We start from the raw sequence: 18,440 nt of genomic DNA, 5'->3' as shown, positions 1-18,440 counted from the left end.
TCACAGTCTACTCTTGATCTAAATGTGACTTTGCCTCATCAATCAACTTCAAATCAACGTAATCATTTAAAAAACGTTCCATCGGTGTGTACAAATGTCGTTTTTTAAAAGATACACTAAAATCCGCCACAATGGCAACCCTTAATTTATTTTCCGTCAAAAAAACCTGACCAATGCGCTGAAAATGTCCCTTAGTATGTTTTCCGATTCGCCAAGTATGAAGTTTAAAATTACCCTGTTCATCCTTCTTAATTACATAATTACCGGAGTCATCCAGTTTAACTGGAACCCCGGTAAAACGAATTACTTTATATTTATCTGCCATGATCTTGGCTAAAGCTTCTGTTGTTTAATATTGCGACGCTTGGAATCCTGCAAGATGTAGATGGCAAGAATTACCAAGGCGGATCCGACAATTTCCATTAAACTAATTTTGGTGTGCAAGAAGATAACACTCAAAATGAAAGTCACTACTGGCTGAACGGCGTCAACTAAACTAACCTCTTCAGAGGAAGCAAAGTGTAAACTGTGAAGCAAACATGCAAATGGGATTACGGTTCCAATGATAACAATGGCACCAATCCCAATGATCGCACCCATCGTTAAGTGAGGTACACCAACCCAAACTGGTTGATGAATGTTAAAGACCAATCCGGCAATCAAGGTTCCCCATCCAAGGACGACAATTGGTGAATTTTCTTCCATTAATGGCCGAGGGATGACAACGTAGCATGCGGCCGTGATTCCTGAAACAATTCCCCAAAGTAACGCTGGCAGCGGAATAGCTAACTGATTAATGTCACCCTTGGTAATTGCCAAAAACACCCCCACAAGTGCCAACAGGAACACAATTAAATCAATCTTATAGGGACGTTTATGAAAGAACAAAAATCCACCTAAAAGAATGAACAGTGGTGATAAATACTGCAAGATGGTTGCTGATGCTGCGTTTCCGTCCTGAACACTAAGGTAAAACGACATCAGGTTGGCACCTAAGCCAATAATTCCATATGCTACAATACAAATAATCGACTTCCAGTCCTTAAAAACATGGAAGATTTTTTTCCCATACATAATCGAACCAATTGCTAAAAGTAGAATCCCGGAAAAAATAGTCCTGACGGACAAGAACCATGAAGCTGGAATAGCGGCATTTTGTGAGACAAACTGCAAAACAACCCCAGAAATACCCCAAAAAGTGGATGCAAGGGTTGCCCAAGCAATGCCTTTTAATACTTTACTTTTTCCAATGCTAGTCTTTTCTTCACTCATATTTTCACCCTAACTCGGCATAAACCGATTTATTTTTTTACACATCAATTTAATAGTTTAATTTTAGGCGTAAAGAACAGGGCGGTCAATAGTCCATGTCATTTTATCTAACATAAAAAAGCGAAACCAGTTTTACCTGGTTTCGCTTTTAAATTAAAAACTAATCTTCGTTTTTATCTCGTTTAAAACTCATTGGTTGATATGTTAACCGAATGGCAGCTGGTAATAGGATTGGCAAGATGATTACTAAGATAATCAAACCAATGATTACCCCGATGGCAACCTGAATCAGTGTCAAAATTCCTGATGGAATCAGTGCGGCAAACGTACCACCTAAAATCACAGCAGCAGATAATACCACTACTCCAATATAGTTGGCCGAATTAACGATTCGTTTCGCAGGCGTTCCGTCTTTGGTTTCTCGGTACCTCATCATCAAGAAGATACTGTAATCAACCCCCAACGCAATCAACATGATAAAGGTAAAGAACGGCGTGTTCCAAGTCAACATGCTCTGTCCGAGGAAAATATCCGAGAAGATCCGTGTCAACGTCAATGAAGTGAAGTACGTCAAAATTAATGTTCCTTCAATGTAAAGTGGTTGTAAAATTGAACGGGTTACAAACATCAGTGCAATCAGGATTCCGACTAACATGATGACAGCTGTTCTGAAGAAGTCTTGTGAGGCAATATCATGGGTGTCAGACATGGTTGCTGTCTCTCCCCCAATTGCAACGGTTGCATCATTTAAACTAGTTCCCTTCAGTGACTGTTTAACTTGATTTTGAACATCCTTAACCAAGTTCATCGACTTAGCGTTTGATGGGTTATCTTTTAAGACAAAGGTGATGCTTGTAATCTTGTCATTAGAAGAAACGTAGTTGTTTAAGGCTTGCTTGAAAGTATCACTTTGAAGCACCTGATTAGGAATATAGAACGTGTTCGCAGCCGCAGCTGAGTTCTGTAAGCCGGTCAAGTATTCATTTGACTGTTGCATGCCCTTATTAATCTTACTTAGGCCATCATTTGCTTGCGACAATTGGGCTTGAACACCCTGGAGTTGTTGCCCCATCGTCTGAGCATTTGCACCAATGTTTTGAGTATCTGAGGCAATCCCGGCCAATTCATTTTGAAGACCTGACATAGAAGCGGCCTGTTGCATTTGCACCTTGGAACTAACACTTTGAAGGCCACTAGCAACAATTTGTAACTGCTGGGGACTCATTGGTGACCCCATAGCGGTGGCTTGTTGTTGCATCTGGGCGATGACTTGCTGACCGGAAGTTTGACCAGGAGCGGTACTTGCTCCACTAGCGCCTTGAATGGTCTTTAAATGATCTCCAATTGATTGTGCCGAAGCACCAATTGCCTTTAGTTGATCGGCATTAAATGAACCACTGTTAGCCCCACTCTGAAGTTGGGTTAAACCAGCATTAGCCTGTTGCATCTTACCGTTCAAAGTCCCCAGCTGATCGTTTAAGTAGAGTTGGTTAATTGGTTCGCCACTTGGCTGGGTGACCGAAGCAACCGTCTTAATTTCCTTATTTTTCTCCAATTGACGAGTAATCCGATCAATTTCCATCATTGACTTCTCGTTATTGACCTTGTGTTTAGATTGAATATAAATCGTTGACGGTTCAGCAGTCCCCTTTGAGAAATGCTTGGATACCGTATTTAATCCTTGTTTTGAAGGCAATGAATTACTTAATTCAACCGAATTATCGTAGTTCAAGCTGCTCTTTCCCGCAAAGAAAATCAACGGCAAAGTCAAAACTAGAACTAAGGCAATCGCCATCACCGGATGTGCAACTGAATGACTGGACAAGAAGTACCAGATTCGACTACCCCGTTTCTTTGGTGACAGATTCTTAGCTGGCCAGTACATGGTCTTACCAAGGAGCGCCATAAAGAACGGATTTAATGAGAGAAGTACCAGTAATAGTACCACCACTCCGATGGCAACTGCCACTCCAGATTGGTAAATTGAGAACTTGGCTAGTCCAAGGGCAAAGAAACCGATTAGGACAGAACCACCACTGTAGAGAATGGTCTTACCGGCTCGTCTTCTGGCATCGACCGTCGCCTCAACTTTGTCCATTCCTTGTCCCAGATTATCCTTAAACCGGTCGTACAGCAGGATATTGTAGTCAGTCCCGATTCCAAACAGCACTACCACCATGAAGACCTGGGTAAAGTTTGAGAGTGGAAAGCCCATATACTTCGCCAAATTCATGACGACACTCAAAGAGACAATGAAAGAAACTCCCACGGTCAAAAGTGAAATCAACGGAACGATTGGAGATTTAAAGACAATGATCAACACAATCAAAATAAAGACTGCCGCAATGATTTCGGTTTGCTTGATGCCGTCGATCATTGACTGCCGCATGTCGTCATCTAAGACATCAGATCCCGTCACGTACGACTTCAAGTTCGCCGTTTTCGCACCCTTTTTGAGTTTGTTGTTCATCGTTTCAACCGAGTCCTTTTTAGAAACATTCAGTTGAACTAATTCGGTCGTACCGTCCTTTGAAATCAGTTGTTTCTTGGCGGCGGCATTCTCGTTTGCTGAGGTAACACCCTTAATTCCATAGTAATCGGCATCATTTTTTAACTTCGAAACGGTTCGATCGATGTTAGCCTGTTTACTAGCATTAATGCGTTTATTGCCGTTGTTATATACCAGTACAACTTGTCTGGTATCGCTAATGTGATGGCCCCAATGCTTTTGAATATTTTCAGCAACCTGACTCTGCATGTTAGCTGGAATCTTAGTTTGTCCATGTTGTGCAGTTACCTGTGAAATGCTAGGCAAAAAGAAAATGGCAGCTAAAACGGCAAGAACCCAAAATATCGCAAAAAATATGTATTTCTTGACGAACCTATTCATCAAACTCCTCCTCAATGTTTAATATTTTACTTAAAACATTAATTCATTCATAACGCTTCCAATTATACAAAATTGATCACAAACAAGCAATCCGCCAAAAGCAGTTCAATCAAAAAAGCACCAACCAATTAGTCAGTGCTGAAGTGATGCTTTTCTGGGTCTGATTGCCAGGATAAAAACGGTACTCAAGACCAAAATGCCACCAATGATTTCATAGATATTGAAACTGGTATGTAAGAAAACCACGGTTCCAATCGTTGCCGACAAAGGTTCAAACGTATCTAGTAGTCCAGCAGTCGTAGCGGACACGTACCTTAAACTCGATGTGAAGCATAGAAATGACAACATTGTGCCAAAAAGCACAATGAAGGCCACTCCCAAAATGCCACCAAGAGAAAGCTTGGGAACATCCACCCAAAAGGGATGAACGCAGGTGAAGATCACTCCACCAACGATCATTGCCCATCCAATGATGACAAACGTGCTGAACTTTTCCTGGAGTTTGACCGGCAGCATGGTCTGAAGCGCGCCAGCAAAGGCCAGGCAGAGGCCAAGCGTAAACGCTTTAGGACTCATTGCGAGATGGGTCAAATCTCCCTTTGTTACCAGTAACCACGTTCCAAGTAGGGCTACCACTACAGCGACACCCTGCTGAATCGTTGGTGCTTTTTTGTACACAATCACCGTCAAAATCATAATGATGACCGTTCCAAGGCTCTGCATGATAGTTGAAGTTGCCGCATTACTGGCTCTCGTTGTCAGTAAGTATAGGTACTGAACGGCCGATAAACCAAAAATCGCATAACAGAGCAGGATGACCCAGCTATATCCGGTGTGCCAAATCTTTAAAATCCTATTTCTTTGAACAAACTTTGTAAATAAAAGAATTAAGATGCCGGCAACCGACATCTTAACTCCCATTAACCATTCCGTTGAAAAATTCTTATCTTGAAACAAGAACTGCGAAACAGGTCCTTGAATTCCCCACATGATGGCTCCAGCAATTGCTAGGATGACACCAATGTAAGTTTTACTTTTCTTCAATATTTGTGCCCCATTTACTTATCTTCGTAACCATTTGGATGCTTAGTCTTCCAGGTCCAAGCGGTTTTAATGATTTCTTCAACGTTATCAAACTGTGGTTTCCAACCAAGAACTTCTCTCGCCTTGTCAGAGTTAGCAATCAAGGTATCAGGATCGCCACCACGTCTTGCGTCAATTTCAACCGGAATCTTCTTACCAGTAACCTTTCGAGCGGCATCAACGATCTGTTTATTGGAAAAACCAGTTGATGAGCCGAGGTTAAAGATGTTACTTGGATTACCCTTTTCCAGATACTTCATGGCTAAAATATGAGCGTCCGCTAAATCAAGGACGTGCACGTAATCACGAACGTTGGTCCCGTCTGGCGTGTCATAGTCATCCCCAAAAATCTTCATGGTATCCTGCTGACCTGCAGCCACCTTTAAGACGATGGGAATTAAATGGGTTTCTGGATGATGATCCTCCCCAATGGAGCCGTCTTCCTTGGCTCCAGCAGCGTTAAAGTATCTAAGAGCAACAAACTTAATGCCGTAAGCTTCATCAACCCACTTCATAATGTGCTCCATGATTAACTTGCTTTCACCATAAGGGTTGATGGGGTCTTTTCGGTCTTTTTCATAGATTGGAATTCGCTCTGGATTACCGTAGGTCGCAGCGGTGGAAGAAAAGACCAAGTACTTAATCCCAGCTTTCTTCATTGACTCCAACAGCTTAATCATCCCAATCACGTTGTTATCAAAATACTTCAAAGGATCCTTCATTGATTCGGGAACCAGTGAGAAAGCATCCATGTGGATTACAGCATCGATATTTTCCTTAGCGAAAACGTCATCCAAAAAGTCAGAATCACGAGTATCCCCCTCATAAAACTTTGCTTTAGGATTAACGGCCTTGCGGTGTCCCGTTGACAAATTATCAACCACTACAACATCGTAACCTTTATTAATTAATTGATCGACCATGTGTGAGCCAATGTATCCGGCTCCTCCAGCAACTAATACAGCCATCTTAATTACCTCCTATTTATCTAATAAATCATCATATTGAGTATTTTTTTCGAAAAATTTAACGGCAAAGGAACAAACTGGTTTGATTAAATCATGGTTTTCTTTGGCGTAATCAATCATTACCATAATTAACTTTCCAGCTAAACCCTGGCCACGATAACTGGGGTTCACAAATGTTTCGTTAATGGAGACTATTCCATTATCTTCAGTAAAAGTAACTTCAGCAATTAAATCACCATGGACATCGTTAGCATAGAAACGGCCTGGTTCATAATCAAATTTCATTTGTCTCACCACCTTAGCGTAAGTATATCACAGTCTTGACATCAATATAAAGGCGCTTACATTGACGGAGTGTCGGACTTTAATTATAATCCATATTAGAAGTTACAATTCAAACTATTCGACGTGGAAAAATTATTTCCAGGAGGAAAATTATGAGTGCAACAGATACTAAACAGGAATATGATAACTGGGTTTCTCAAGAAGATATGCCGGCAGAATTAAAAATCGATTTGGCCAAAATGAGAAACGATTCGGAACAAATTGAAGACGCTTTTGGGTCATCACTTTCATTTGGAACGGCCGGAATGCGTGGAACGCTCGGTGCTGGAACGAACCGGATGAACGTTTATACCGTTAGACAAGCCACTGAGGGTCTCGCCCAATTGATGGACACCCTTGATCCTGAGGTAAAAAAGCGTGGGGTTGTTATTAGTTTTGATCCCCGATACAACTCGCAACTTTTTGCTCACGAAGCGGCTCGGGTACTTGGTGCTCACGGCATCAAGACGTTTGTTTTTGATGACATTCGCCCAACTCCGGAACTTTCGTTTGCTGTGCGTCACTTACACACTTACGCCGGAATCATGATTACCGCTAGTCACAATCCAAAACAATACAATGGTTACAAGATTTACGGTGAAGATGGTGGTCAAATGCCACCCAAAGAATCCGATCTAATAACTACTTACATCCGCAAGGTCAACGACCTCTTCAAAATTCCAGTTTCAGAGGAAAAGGACCTTAGAAAGGATGGGCTCATGAGTATCGTTGGTGAAAACGTCGACGTTCCTTATCTAGAAGCCGTTCAAACGGTCAACGTGAACCATGACCTGATTAATAAGGTAGGAAAAGATCTGAAGTTTGTCTACACTCCCCTTCATGGGACTGGTAAAATTGTTGCTAGACGGGCACTCTCAGACGCTGGGTTCAAGAACTACGACGCGGTTGTTGAACAAACCATCGCCGACCCTGAATTTCCTACTACACCATTTCCTAATCCAGAATTCCCGCAAACCTTCGATCTTGCCATCAAATTGGGTAAAAAAGAAGATGCGGACGTTCTGATTGCGACCGACCCTGACGCTGACCGTTTGGGAGCCGCCGTTAGACAACCTGACGGTGAATACAAACTCATGACTGGAAACCAAATTGCCAGTGTTCTTTTAAATTATATTCTTCAAGCCAAAAAAGACGCTGGTACCCTTCCAAAGGATGGAGTAGTGGTCAAATCAATCGTTTCAACTGAACTCGCTACCGATATTGCCAAGAATTACGGGATTGAGATGAAGAACGTCCTAACCGGGTTCAAGTTTATTGCGGAACAAATCAAAAACTTTGAACAAAATCACGATCACACCTTCCTCTTTGGATTTGAAGAAAGCTACGGTTATCTTATCAAACCGTTTGTAAGAGATAAGGACGCCATTCAGTCAACCCTACTGCTTGCTGAAGTTGCTGCTTACTACCGGGAAAAGGGGATGACCCTGTACGACGGTCTTCAGGATATCTACAAGAAGTACGGTTACTTTAGAGAAAAGACCATCTCCAAGGAATTCGATGGTCTAGAGGGTAAATCCAAGATGGCCGCAATCATGAAAGACTTTAGAGACCATCCCATGACAACATTCAATGGCGCCAAGGTGATTAAGCTTGAAGACTTCCAGACTTCCACCACCACGATGGCTGATGGTTCAACCCAAAAAATTGAGTTACCACAATCGAACGTTTTAAAGTATTGGCTTGATGATGGGACTTGGCTTGCAATTCGTCCTTCTGGAACTGAACCCAAGATCAAGTTTTACATCGGGGTTAAAGCTGATACAGCAAAGGCAGCTGATCAAAAACTCGAGAGCTACACTCAAGCCGTTGACGATGAACTATTAAATAAATAATTTTAAGCAAACAAAAAACTGGACTCGTTTGAGTCCAGTTTTTTGATACTTTCATTTAGTTACTGGTTCATCAGCATTAACAAGTGCGACCGTGTACACTTTTTCAACCTTAAATTCCTTAATGGCCTTCTCACTACGCCAGAACATCTGGATCGCAGCATGACCAGTTGTCCCCTGGCGCATATCACGCCGCATTCCCGTAACATAATCAGAAACATACGTAATCATCTTAATCAACTGCGCAATTAAGGAGGCCAACTTTGATTTTTTGGGTGCGTCCATTCTCTTTAACAATTTAATCGAATAAGCGCATTTTTCAAGCAAGTTATCGTCATTGACTAGGTCACCAATCGCAAACGCAAATGAATTCTCAACGGTGTAACCATCACCACGATAATGAACTAACCCGGAGTTATCTTTAAAACTATTAACAACCGTTTCAAGGTATTTTCCTTCGTTATCAATGAATTGAACGTTATCCGCTAGTTTCGAATCCGAAAGGCTCGGGGTCTCCTTATCCGTCAAATTACTAAACCAACTTTTTAAGCTCAAATTGCCAACCCCTTTCTGATGTTTGGTTTGTGAATTATTACTTTCATTATATCATTAGCTGTAAGCGCTTACCAATAGTAACTTTCTCCCGGTAAAATCATTGGTTTGTTAATTCTTGCTTACATAACCAATTAACAATGATGTATCATTATTATCATAATGATAAATTAAGGAGTGAATCACATGAAAATTGGAGTATTAGGTGCCGGCCATATGGGCAGCGCCATCATTAAAGGACTTGTCAACAAATATAACGCGAGTGACATTTTAGTAAAGGGACATCACGTAACCGACGAGCTCAAAAACTTCTCAAAAGACCTTGGCTTCACAATTGTCACCGATGATTTTCCAAGTGACTTAAACGTCCTATTTGTAACAACTCCCGCACCAATCACAGTGGCAGTGCTGAAGAACACCAAATTGCCAGACCAAACTGTGATCGTTTCAGCGGCCCAGGGGGTTAGTGAACAAGCCATTAATGACGTGCACCAAAACAACTCAGTGGTTTGTATCGTACCTAACATCCCGGTTGCCGTGAACGCCGGTTGCATCGCCGTTGGTAAATCTAAGAATGCTAATGAAGCAGACGTTAAGTCGGCTTTAGACGTTGTCACTAACCTAGGAACGCTCATTAAGACCAGTAACCAAAACCTTGGCATCGTGGGAACGGTTGCTGGATGTGGCCCGGCTTTTGTCGACGTCTTCATGGACGCCTTAGCTGACGCCGCCGTTCAAAATGGCCTTGACCGTGAGACCGCCTTTAAGGTCGCTGCAAGTATGGTTCAAGGTAGTGGCAAATTAGCACTCGATACTGGCATTTCACCGGCAACTTTGAAAGACCAAGTTACCTCACCTGGTGGTTCTACCATTCGTGGGGTGGTTGCTTTAGACGCCACCGGCTTTAGAAATGCCGTCAACAAGGCGGTTAACGACGCCAACAAATAAAATACGGTAATGGAGGAAATTATTTGGATTCAAAAGTAAGCTTAAAAACCAAAATCGCGATCCTCGCCACCGCGTTACTATCATTTTGTGGAATTCTATTAGAAACTTCAATGAACGTTACGTTTCCAGAACTCTCACAAATTTTTCACATTTCGTTAAACTTAGTTCAGTGGATTTCAACTGGATACCTACTAGTCGTTACCATTACCATGGCAACGACAGCATACCTCCTAAAGAAATTCCCACTAAAAAACATTTTCGTCTTTGCGGTCACCGCGTTTATCCTTGGTGATATTTTGTGTGCGGTCGCACCCAACTTCTGGCTCCTATTAGTCGGACGACTAATTCAAGCAGCTGCCACCGGAATCTCACTTCCGATGATGTATCAAATCATTTTTGCTGAAGTACCCCGACCAAAAATCGGTTTTTACACTGGAATTGCTTCAATGGTTATCTCACTAGCTCCCGCACTGGGACCAACTTACGGGGGAACGCTATCATCACTACTTTCATGGCGTTACATCTTCATCGTGGCTTTCCCAATCGTCCTAATTACCCTGTTTATCGGACTTAAGAGCATTGATCTTAAAGCTCCGGGAATCTCCAAACGATTTGATTTCGTTAGCTTTGCCCTCTTGATCGTGACCCTATTCTCATTTGTTTGGGGTGCTAATCAGTTTGGCGTCAAGGGTGCAACGTTTATGAGTGGCTTCATTCCCATCGTCATTGGATTAATCACCCTGGTCTTATTTATCTACCTCAATGGTCATGGTGATTCACAGCTAATGTCGCTTCACCCACTCAAGATCCCCACGGTTTCACTGAACGCCGTGAACTACTTCTTGTTGATGTTCATTAATATTGGGGCGTCATTCGTAATTCCAATTTACGCTGAGACCGTTCTTCATACCAGTGCCATGGTTGCCGGACTGATCCTGCTTCCAGGTTCAATCATTGGTGGACTCATTTCGCCATTTGCGGGAGGCGCTTATGACCGGTTCGGAGCCTTTAAACCAATCATGATTGGGATGGTTCTGCTGTCAATCGCCACGTTCTTATTTAGTTCCATGACGGCGGCCTTCACGGTGGTCGTATTGACACTGTTATTCACACTTTTACGAATTGGATTTAACTTCGCGTTCTCCTGTACCATTACCAATGCTCAAGAAACCGCACCACAATCTGATTCAGCCGACGTGAACTCGTTATTCAACATGCTCCAACAATACGCTGGTTCAATCGGTACCAGTGTCCTGGCAACGATCTACGCCTTTAACCAGAATCAGGCTCACAGTGCTGCCCAATATGTCTCAAAGACGGTCATGGGTGGTCACATGGACTTCTTACTCCTGTTCGTACTGGCCGTTTTCGGCTTAATCCTTGCGCTAGTTAACTGGACCATTCAAAGAAAGCACCTCGCAAAAAATGCATAACAATCAAGCAATTAAGAAACTTGCTCCCAACCTTCACCATTTAACTACGGAACAGGAACAATTTATTAATCAAATCGAACAATTTATTAATCAACAAATCGATCAAAAACAACCGTCCGTTTTCACGATCTTTGGAGATGCCGGTACGGGTAAAAGTGTCATTTTGAGTCAACTCTTTTTCAACATTCAACAAGCCGCAAAGAAAAAAGGCAAGCTTCATGACACTAAGAACTACTTCTTAGTTAACCATCCAGAAATTTTGAAGGTTTACAAACAAATTGCTGGATCCGAAGATAATGTTTTAAAAAAGAACTTTATGCGTCCTACCTCATTTATTAACCAAATGCACAAGCGAAACGAACGTGCTGACGTTGTGATTGTTGATGAGGCCCATTTACTACTGTCTTCACCAGACCATTACAATAATTTCTACCAGGAAAACCAGTTAGAAGAAATCATTAAGTCAAGCAAGGTCGTCATTGCCGTCTTTGACATGAATCAGGTACTACGAACCAAGTGTTACTGGGACAAGCAACGTTTAAACAAACTACTTGAACCCTACTATCACGAAAGTTATCAACTGACCCATCAGTTTCGCATGACCGCTAAACCAGACTTGGTTCACTGGATCAATGAATTTACGAGAGGCAAGTTGCTGCCAATCCCCAAGGACGCCGATACTGGTTACGACTTTCAAATCTTTGATGACGCTGAAAAAATGCGCCAAGCGATTGTGAAGAAAAACCATGAGGTGGGCTTATCCCGAATTGTTTCGACCACCGGCTATCCATCAACTTTAGATGGCGGAAAACATTACATCAAAGAGCTTGGCGGTTTCAAAATGCCGTGGGATCAGTACAATTACACCAGTACCCCGTGGGCGGAAATTCCCCAGACCATCAATGAGGTTGGTTCCATTTACACCTGTCAGGGATTTGATTTGAACTACGTTGGCATTATTTTAGGGCCACCAATCTATCTTGACCCTAAAGACCATCGCGTAAAGGTTGACTTAAAAAAGCAAACCGATGTTGAAAGCAAAAAACACCGAAAAGACATCACGGATCAAAAAGAATTTGCACAAATAAGGCGGCAAATCATCCTGAACTCCGTGAACGTGTTGATGAAGCGCGGTGTCTTTGGGACTTTCATCTTTGCTCACGATCCGAAGCTTAGAGAAGCATTGATGAAATCATTTCAAAAGATCAACCACTAAGTAAGTTCCATTTTAAAGATAATTAAGCTAAAAGGCCCCATAATGTTCGCATTTTGGGACCTTTTTGGTTGTTCTGATAAAAAAATTTACTTTTGTGTAACAAAATGTGCCATCAGTGCTAGTAATTTCCTTTCAATGCGTATAATCTAGTCATAACCCCAAAATACATTTCTTGGAGCTTATGATAAGGAGGACAATTTAATGGGATCAATCATTCAATTCAAAGACGTAGAAAAGTACTACGGCAAATTTCACGCGTTAACCAACATTAACCTTGATATTCACGAAGGTGAAAACGTTGTGTTAATCGGACCATCTGGATCGGGTAAATCAACTTTACTTAGAACCATTAATGGACTAGAGACCATTCAACAGGGACAACTCATTGTTGACGGCAAAGATCTGTCAAGCAACAAAACCAACCTCAATAAACTTAGAACTGACGTTGGGATGGTCTTTCAACATTTCAACCTTTACAACAACAAAACCATCACCGAAAACATCACGTTGGCTCCACGAATCGTCTTAAAACGTCCTCAAGCTGAAAACGAAGAGGTAGCAAAAAAACTACTTGAACGAGTTAACCTACCGGAACAAGGAGCCAAATACCCAGCTCAATTATCTGGTGGTCAACAACAACGAATTGCTATTGCTCGCTCCCTAGCAATGAATCCTAAGGTGTTGCTGTTTGACGAACCAACCTCTGCCCTTGATCCCGAGATGGTCGGAAGTGTGTTAGACATCATGCAGGACATCGCCAACACATCGGACATGACGACCCTCGTTGTTACTCACGAAATGGGCTTTGCCAGATCCGTTGCTGATCGCGTTATTTTCATGGCTGACGGGAAAATCCTGGAAAATTCTAAAACCGATGAATTTTTCGATCACCCTAAGACCGAACGAGCTCGCAAATTCCTATCACAAGTTGAACATAAATAAAAAGTGAGGTAGATTCCATGAGTAAATTTAAGTTAAAACGAGTGGGTTTGATTGCCTCCGTCATCCTAATTGTCATAATCATTGGCGGCATCTTTACTGGTCTTGATGCTAAGAAACACCAATCGGTCGCAACCAATGACTACGCCAGGATCAAGGACAGCCATGTCATGCACTGGGGAGTTAAAGGTGATACCAGACTATTTGGCTTAATCAGTCCCAAGACCGGTCAAAGTGAAGGATTTGATGTCGACATGGCACGCGCCGTCACCGCCCAAATGGCCAAGGACGCCGGAACGAAAATCAAGCCCGAATTCACTTCGGTCACCACTAACTCTAAAATCCAATTACTAAAAAACAATCAGGTTGAAGCAGTAGCCGCAACAATGACCATCACACCCGAGAGAGCCAAAGTGATTGACTTTACCAAACCGTATTTTCCAGCTGGCCAATCAATTCTGGTTAAAAAAGATTCCCCAATTAAGGACATTCGTCAGTTAAACAATCCTAAATACACCGTGATCACGACGATCGGAACCACTGCGATTCAAACCATGAAACAGTTTGCTCCAAAGGCGAAGGTCATCTCGATGCCAGATAACTCCCAGGCCTTAAGTGCTCTTGAATCTGGTCAGGGAGTGGCCGTGACTACCGATAACGCCATTCTATATGGTCTCGCTGATCAAAATCGTTCCACCAAGGTTGTTGGAAAACCATTCACTAATCAACCCTACGGACTAGCAATGAACAAGCACCAACCTGAACTGAAGGCCGCCATGGATAAAGCTTTAGAACAAGTCATTTCCGACGGAACTTACAACAAGTTGATTAAGAAATGGTTCTCAAACGTGCCTGGATTAGATTGGAGGAGTCTTGAAAAATGATAAATATCTTTCTTGAAAATTGGAAAACTCTTCTAGACGGCTTCTGGATTACCATCCTATCCTCAATCATTGGATTAGTTGGATCACTAGTCTTGGGGACCATCTTTGCCCTTCTAGAAATGGCTCCAAATAAATTACTTAAATTCATCGGAAGTGCGTTTGTCGAATTCTTTAGAAACATCCCACTTCTGGTCATCACCTTATTCTTCTACGTGGTGGTCGCAGCTGATTTTCACATTTCTGGATTTTGGTCTGGGACCATTGGATTAATCCTCTATACGTCTGCGTTTATCGCTGAGTGTATTAGAGGTGGCGTTGATTCAGTTGATCCGGGCCAGATGGAAGGTGCCAGAGCGAACGGATTAACGTACACTCAGGCCATGATTCAAGTGGTCTTACCCCAGGGATTCAAGCTAGCCATTCCATCGCTTGGAAACCAGTTCATTAACCTGGTTAAAAACTCATCAATTCTGTCATTTGTGGCCGGATTCGATTTAATGTACCAGGCCAACGTTATCTCTGGTGAAAATCTTGACCCATTTAACACCTACATCATCGTTGGAATTTTGTACCTCATCATCACCGTCTCCGTTTCCAAATGCATGAGCGTGATTGAGCGCAAAGTGAACGGAGGTGTCACACAATGAGTGGAGCATTTAGTTTAATTAACATGCACTATTTACTGGGTGGTCTAGTCGTTACCATTCTGGTATCAGTGATTTCAATTATTATTAGTTTTATCCTAGGAACTCTAATCGGAATTATCCTATTTGAAAAAGTTCCCTACTTTACCAAAACGGTTCGTTTCATTTCCAACACCATCAGAAATCTTCCTTTACTGCTTCTTATCTTCTTCACCTTCTTCGCTTTACCAAAGTTAGGGGTGGAGTTGAATTCCTTTGCGGCCACGGTCGTTGCCATGTCGGTCTTTGAAGCCAGCATGGTTGGTGAGATTATCCGTGGTGGCTTACTCTCAGTTGGAGTTGACCAGGCTGAAGGTGCCCTTTCAACCGGGATGAATAAGGCCCAAACGTTATGGCACATCCTGTTGCCACAGGCCCTAAAGAAGTCCATTCCACCACTGATTTCCCAATTCATTTCACTAGTTAAGGATACTTCGTTAGCAACCGCCATTGTCCTTCCAGAACTAACCTTTAGGTCTCAGGTCATCTACGGTCAGAACCCTAATTACATGATCCCGATGTTTGTCACGATTGCCATCATGTACTTCATTATTAACTACGGACTCTCCTTACTTGCAAAATGGTTTGACAAAAGAATGGTCTAGCCTGCACAAATTGCTTCCCTTTCCCTTGATTTTGAGCTACATTGGATGAGGGCATATGGGAGGTTAATGCATGTTGACAAACAAAATTAAAATCACAGCAACAATGACGAGTAAGAATCAAATTACGATTCCAAAAACCGTCCGTGACATTCTCAATCTTAAGCAAAACGACCAACTGGAATTTACAATTCAAAAAGATGGTTCGGTAACAATGGCACCTAAAGAATCCTTTGAAGGGTTTTGGAAAATAGTTGAAGATCAGGAAAAGAAATACGGTAACGTCAGCAGTTCGGAACAAGATTGGGGCCCTGATCAGGGGTCGGAGGTTATCGATTAATGAATTATAAACAAGGTGAGATTTACTTCGTTAATCTTGAACCGGCACTTGGCACCGAAACCAAGAAAAAACGTCCGTGTCTGGTGGTTAGTAACAATCACTATAATCATCTAATGAACACGGTGATTGTAATCCCAATCAGTTCTTCCGCTAAGTACTTGGAAGAAAAGAAGTACGTGAAATCACCACTATACTTTCAGGTCAATAACAAAAACGTTCATGGGACTGCCATGCTTCAGCACGTCCGAACCGTGGACATGGAAGTTAGAAGTGAAACCAAGTTGGTCGCGAAATTAGACGATCGGGACATGCGGAAAATTACTAATAATATTAAACAGTTCTTTTAAAGGATACGAAAAAGAGGCCACACGAAGGTGTGACCTCTTTTTTATATGGATCCCTTCTAGTCAATTGACTAGAAAAGAAGACGCTGAGCTTCATTGCATGATAACGACTCCACAAAAGTCACATACAATTGGATAACTCTAATGCAACTTCATTTTTATTATAGCAATCAATTCGTCAATTTAGAATAAACCATGTTTTTTATTTATTCTAAATGATATAAAAAGCAGCGGACAACCTGTCTACTGCTTTCTTGTATTCATAAGTCATATGCAGATGGCATAGGTTGCAAAAATAAATATGTGGCTCAATTTTATTTTCGGATAAATAATTGTTCCAACAACATTTGGTCCACATCATTTAATGAAATGATTGTTTCTCATGAATTTAATCGATAATCTTAAATAAAGACATTTAAGTAATTAATTAAGGAGAGCAATAATCATGAAAACCAAAGAACTTGTTTATGACGCACTATTTGCCGCAATCGTCGTTGTGTTAGGCCTCTTTCCACCGCTGACACTGCCGTTTATCCCAGTTCCAATTACGCTACAAAGTATGGGCATCATGCTTCAGGGAAGTTTTCTAGGTAAGAAAAACGGCTTTCTAAGTGCCCTACTGGTAGTCATCCTGGTCTTAATTGGACTGCCAGTCCTTTCAGGTGGACGTGGCGGCTTAGGGATTTTAGCGGGTCCGACCGGTGGTTACTTCATCATTTGGCCCATTGCCGCCTTTCTTATTGGCTTCCTAGTTGAAAAATTGTGGAAGAAGATTAATTTCTGGAAGTATCTTGTTGCTAATGTCATCGGTGGTGTGATTCTGATTGATGTTTTTGGGGCCCTGTACCTTTCAGTGATTGCCCACATGTCAGTGACGGCCTCACTAGTTTCAAACTTAGCCTTCATCCCTGGTGATATCATCAAGGCCGTAATCGTTAGTCTAATCTGCGCTTCCACCAAGAAAATTAGTCTGGTGTTACAACTCAAACATGAATAATTTTATCTTTGGCACATACGCAAACAATCATTCCTTCATGCAGCAATTAGATCCGCGAACCAAGCTCATCAGTATCACGCTCATAACGATCACGTTCATGTGGTCAACCACGACCATTCAAATTGGAATTGGTGCTTTAGGACTAATTGGTCTGTATCACCTGGCACACATCAAGGTAAGCATGGCACTTAGTTCCATCAAGCCCATTTTATTTATTTTAGTGTTTATTTTAATTTATCATGGAATTTTTCCAACCAATCAGAATTTATATATAAATCAAATGAACGTGGGTGGTTGGCTTTATGGAAGCCAAATTTGCGTCAAAATCATCCTTCTGCTTCTAATGGCCGCGCTTTTATCGTTTACGACCAGTCCATCCTATTTATCGCAGGCAATCTCGCGACTACTGAGACCATTAACTTATCTGCATCTACCTGTATCTGAGTTTTCGTTAATGATTACCCTCACCCTGCAGTTTATTCCCATCATTTTAGGTGAACTAAACGACCTGAAAGTTGCCCAAACCAGCCGTGGGGTTGACTTTACTTCATCAAAATTGACCAAGAAAATCAAACTCCACGTTCAACTCATTATTCCACTGTTGTACGCGGTCACAAACCACGCTAATAAGCTAGCCAATACTTTAGATGCCCGTGGCTACACGCCTAAATCTCAATCAACTAGATATCACGAAACCCAGTTTAGTATGCGAGATACTATCTTTGACGGCGGTGTCATCATCTACTTAGCTTTAATTCTTACTTTAAGGTCATTTTAAAACTATCTTGAATCATCTTTTGGACCTGTTTTGAATCAACTTCACCAAGCACAACCGTAATCCAGTGCTCCTTGTTCATGTGATAAGCCGGTAAATATCCCTTAGACTGTTTCAAAAGTCCGGCAACATCTGGATCAACTTTCACGTCTAAGACATCGATCTCATCGGTTCCGTTTAATCCTAACTTATTTTGAGGCACGTTCATGACCAAGCCAAACCACTTCTGGTCATCTTTGTGACGAAAAGCCAAGTACTTCGGATATTCTTTAAAAGGTCGATCTGGTTCAACATCAAACTTCTTTTTAACGTATTCAACTACATCATCACGATTATTCAT

Annotated in this window: 20 protein-coding genes; 12 read left to right on the top strand and 8 right to left on the bottom strand. The window is 41.9% G+C overall.

Annotated features, from left to right (window positions below):
- Positions 1–7 precede the first annotated feature (7 nt).
- The 6 genes from AC6UDF_RS00785 to AC6UDF_RS00760 all read right to left on the bottom strand — a co-directional run bounded on the left by AC6UDF_RS00785 (position 8) and on the right by AC6UDF_RS00760 (position 6,498).
- Positions 8–325: a DUF7671 family protein gene (locus AC6UDF_RS00785; protein WP_500693393.1), complete on the bottom strand. Its 318-nt coding sequence runs from the start codon at positions 323–325 to the stop codon at positions 8–10.
- A gap of 8 nt (positions 326–333) precedes the next feature.
- Complete coding sequence (locus tag AC6UDF_RS00780) at positions 334–1,272, bottom strand: DMT family transporter (protein ID WP_500723738.1); 939 nt, start codon at positions 1,270–1,272, stop codon at positions 334–336.
- Between the two features lie 160 nt (positions 1,273–1,432).
- The gene (locus AC6UDF_RS00775) at positions 1,433–4,162 is read right to left on the bottom strand and encodes an MMPL family transporter (RefSeq protein ID WP_500693391.1); all 2,730 of its coding nucleotides are present in this window, start codon (positions 4,160–4,162) and stop codon (positions 1,433–1,435) included.
- 132 nt (positions 4,163–4,294) lie between these two features.
- Positions 4,295–5,206 (bottom strand): DMT family transporter, encoded by a 912-nt coding sequence (locus AC6UDF_RS00770; protein ID WP_500693390.1) that lies wholly within the window; start codon positions 5,204–5,206, stop codon positions 4,295–4,297.
- A 14-nt stretch (positions 5,207–5,220) separates the two neighbouring features.
- Positions 5,221–6,213, bottom strand: coding sequence for a UDP-glucose 4-epimerase GalE (galE, locus tag AC6UDF_RS00765; protein WP_500693389.1), 993 nt, complete (start codon positions 6,211–6,213; stop codon positions 5,221–5,223).
- Positions 6,214–6,225: 12 nt separating this feature from the next.
- Complete coding sequence (locus AC6UDF_RS00760; RefSeq protein WP_500693388.1) at positions 6,226–6,498, bottom strand: GNAT family N-acetyltransferase; 273 nt, start codon at positions 6,496–6,498, stop codon at positions 6,226–6,228.
- Between the two features lie 152 nt (positions 6,499–6,650).
- Here AC6UDF_RS00760 and AC6UDF_RS00755 point away from each other — a divergent pair, with 152 nt between their 5' ends.
- Positions 6,651–8,390 (top strand): phospho-sugar mutase, encoded by a 1,740-nt coding sequence (locus tag AC6UDF_RS00755; protein WP_500693387.1) that lies wholly within the window; start codon positions 6,651–6,653, stop codon positions 8,388–8,390.
- A 51-nt stretch (positions 8,391–8,441) separates the two neighbouring features.
- Here AC6UDF_RS00755 and AC6UDF_RS00750 read toward each other — a convergent pair whose 3' ends face one another.
- Positions 8,442–8,942, bottom strand: a complete 501-nt coding sequence (locus AC6UDF_RS00750; protein ID WP_500693386.1) for a hypothetical protein — start codon at positions 8,940–8,942, stop codon at positions 8,442–8,444.
- A 183-nt stretch (positions 8,943–9,125) separates the two neighbouring features.
- On the opposite strand from AC6UDF_RS00750, the gene AC6UDF_RS00745 reads away from it, so the two are divergent.
- The 11 genes from AC6UDF_RS00745 to AC6UDF_RS00695 all read left to right on the top strand — a co-directional run bounded on the left by AC6UDF_RS00745 (position 9,126) and on the right by AC6UDF_RS00695 (position 18,103).
- Entirely contained in the window at positions 9,126–9,887 is a 762-nt protein-coding gene (locus tag AC6UDF_RS00745) for a pyrroline-5-carboxylate reductase family protein (protein ID WP_500693385.1), read from the top strand.
- A gap of 23 nt (positions 9,888–9,910) precedes the next feature.
- The gene (locus tag AC6UDF_RS00740; RefSeq protein ID WP_500693384.1) at positions 9,911–11,320 is read left to right on the top strand and encodes an MFS transporter; all 1,410 of its coding nucleotides are present in this window, start codon (positions 9,911–9,913) and stop codon (positions 11,318–11,320) included.
- Complete coding sequence (locus AC6UDF_RS00735; RefSeq protein ID WP_500723736.1) at positions 11,313–12,536, top strand: DUF2075 domain-containing protein; 1,224 nt, start codon at positions 11,313–11,315, stop codon at positions 12,534–12,536. The genes AC6UDF_RS00740 and AC6UDF_RS00735 overlap by 8 nt, the downstream gene beginning before the upstream one ends.
- Before the next feature lie 201 nt (positions 12,537–12,737).
- Entirely contained in the window at positions 12,738–13,478 is a 741-nt protein-coding gene (locus AC6UDF_RS00730; RefSeq protein WP_500693382.1) for an amino acid ABC transporter ATP-binding protein, read from the top strand.
- A 17-nt stretch (positions 13,479–13,495) separates the two neighbouring features.
- Positions 13,496–14,359, top strand: coding sequence for a transporter substrate-binding domain-containing protein (locus tag AC6UDF_RS00725; RefSeq protein ID WP_500693381.1), 864 nt, complete (start codon positions 13,496–13,498; stop codon positions 14,357–14,359).
- Entirely contained in the window at positions 14,356–15,006 is a 651-nt protein-coding gene (locus AC6UDF_RS00720; protein WP_500693380.1) for an amino acid ABC transporter permease, read from the top strand. Before AC6UDF_RS00725 ends, AC6UDF_RS00720 begins: the two co-directional genes overlap by 4 nt.
- The gene (locus tag AC6UDF_RS00715; protein ID WP_500693379.1) at positions 15,003–15,647 is read left to right on the top strand and encodes an amino acid ABC transporter permease; all 645 of its coding nucleotides are present in this window, start codon (positions 15,003–15,005) and stop codon (positions 15,645–15,647) included. Before AC6UDF_RS00720 ends, AC6UDF_RS00715 begins: the two co-directional genes overlap by 4 nt.
- Positions 15,648–15,717: 70 nt before the next feature.
- Entirely contained in the window at positions 15,718–15,984 is a 267-nt protein-coding gene (locus AC6UDF_RS00710) for an AbrB/MazE/SpoVT family DNA-binding domain-containing protein (protein ID WP_500693378.1), read from the top strand.
- Positions 15,984–16,331, top strand: coding sequence for a type II toxin-antitoxin system PemK/MazF family toxin (locus tag AC6UDF_RS00705; RefSeq protein WP_500693377.1), 348 nt, complete (start codon positions 15,984–15,986; stop codon positions 16,329–16,331). The genes AC6UDF_RS00710 and AC6UDF_RS00705 overlap by 1 nt, the downstream gene beginning before the upstream one ends.
- Positions 16,332–16,773: 442 nt before the next feature.
- Complete coding sequence (locus tag AC6UDF_RS00700; protein ID WP_500693376.1) at positions 16,774–17,325, top strand: biotin transporter BioY; 552 nt, start codon at positions 16,774–16,776, stop codon at positions 17,323–17,325.
- Entirely contained in the window at positions 17,318–18,103 is a 786-nt protein-coding gene (locus AC6UDF_RS00695) for an energy-coupling factor transporter transmembrane component T family protein (RefSeq protein WP_500693375.1), read from the top strand. The genes AC6UDF_RS00700 and AC6UDF_RS00695 overlap by 8 nt, the downstream gene beginning before the upstream one ends.
- Here AC6UDF_RS00695 and AC6UDF_RS00690 read toward each other — a convergent pair.
- Positions 18,084–18,440, bottom strand: a complete 357-nt coding sequence (locus AC6UDF_RS00690; RefSeq protein WP_500693374.1) for an MmcQ/YjbR family DNA-binding protein — start codon at positions 18,438–18,440, stop codon at positions 18,084–18,086. The two genes, AC6UDF_RS00695 and AC6UDF_RS00690, sit on opposite strands and share 20 nt — an antisense overlap.

It is taken from the genome of Fructilactobacillus sp. X2R6C1, assembly GCF_059901295.1.
This window is presented reverse-complemented; position numbering and strand designations above follow the sequence as displayed.

Coding starts and splice junctions, on each gene's coding strand:
- AC6UDF_RS00785 (WP_500693393.1), bottom strand. CDS start 325: ATGGCAGATAAATATAAAGTAATTCGTTTTACCGGGGTTCCAGTTAAA.
- AC6UDF_RS00780 (WP_500723738.1), bottom strand. CDS start 1,272: ATGAGTGAAGAAAAGACTAGCATTGGAAAAAGTAAAGTATTAAAAGGC.
- AC6UDF_RS00775 (WP_500693391.1), bottom strand. CDS start 4,162: ATGAATAGGTTCGTCAAGAAATACATATTTTTTGCGATATTTTGGGTT.
- galE (WP_500693389.1), bottom strand. CDS start 6,213: ATGGCTGTATTAGTTGCTGGAGGAGCCGGATACATTGGCTCACACATG.
- AC6UDF_RS00760 (WP_500693388.1), bottom strand. CDS start 6,498: ATGAAATTTGATTATGAACCAGGCCGTTTCTATGCTAACGATGTCCAT.
- AC6UDF_RS00755 (WP_500693387.1), top strand. CDS start 6,651: ATGAGTGCAACAGATACTAAACAGGAATATGATAACTGGGTTTCTCAA.
- AC6UDF_RS00745 (WP_500693385.1), top strand. CDS start 9,126: ATGAAAATTGGAGTATTAGGTGCCGGCCATATGGGCAGCGCCATCATT.
- AC6UDF_RS00735 (WP_500723736.1), top strand. CDS start 11,313: ATGCATAACAATCAAGCAATTAAGAAACTTGCTCCCAACCTTCACCAT.
- AC6UDF_RS00730 (WP_500693382.1), top strand. CDS start 12,738: ATGGGATCAATCATTCAATTCAAAGACGTAGAAAAGTACTACGGCAAA.
- AC6UDF_RS00725 (WP_500693381.1), top strand. CDS start 13,496: ATGAGTAAATTTAAGTTAAAACGAGTGGGTTTGATTGCCTCCGTCATC.
- AC6UDF_RS00720 (WP_500693380.1), top strand. CDS start 14,356: ATGATAAATATCTTTCTTGAAAATTGGAAAACTCTTCTAGACGGCTTC.
- AC6UDF_RS00715 (WP_500693379.1), top strand. CDS start 15,003: ATGAGTGGAGCATTTAGTTTAATTAACATGCACTATTTACTGGGTGGT.
- AC6UDF_RS00710 (WP_500693378.1), top strand. CDS start 15,718: ATGTTGACAAACAAAATTAAAATCACAGCAACAATGACGAGTAAGAAT.
- AC6UDF_RS00705 (WP_500693377.1), top strand. CDS start 15,984: ATGAATTATAAACAAGGTGAGATTTACTTCGTTAATCTTGAACCGGCA.
- AC6UDF_RS00700 (WP_500693376.1), top strand. CDS start 16,774: ATGAAAACCAAAGAACTTGTTTATGACGCACTATTTGCCGCAATCGTC.
- AC6UDF_RS00695 (WP_500693375.1), top strand. CDS start 17,318: ATGAATAATTTTATCTTTGGCACATACGCAAACAATCATTCCTTCATG.
- AC6UDF_RS00690 (WP_500693374.1), bottom strand. CDS start 18,440: ATGAATAATCGTGATGATGTAGTTGAATACGTTAAAAAGAAGTTTGAT.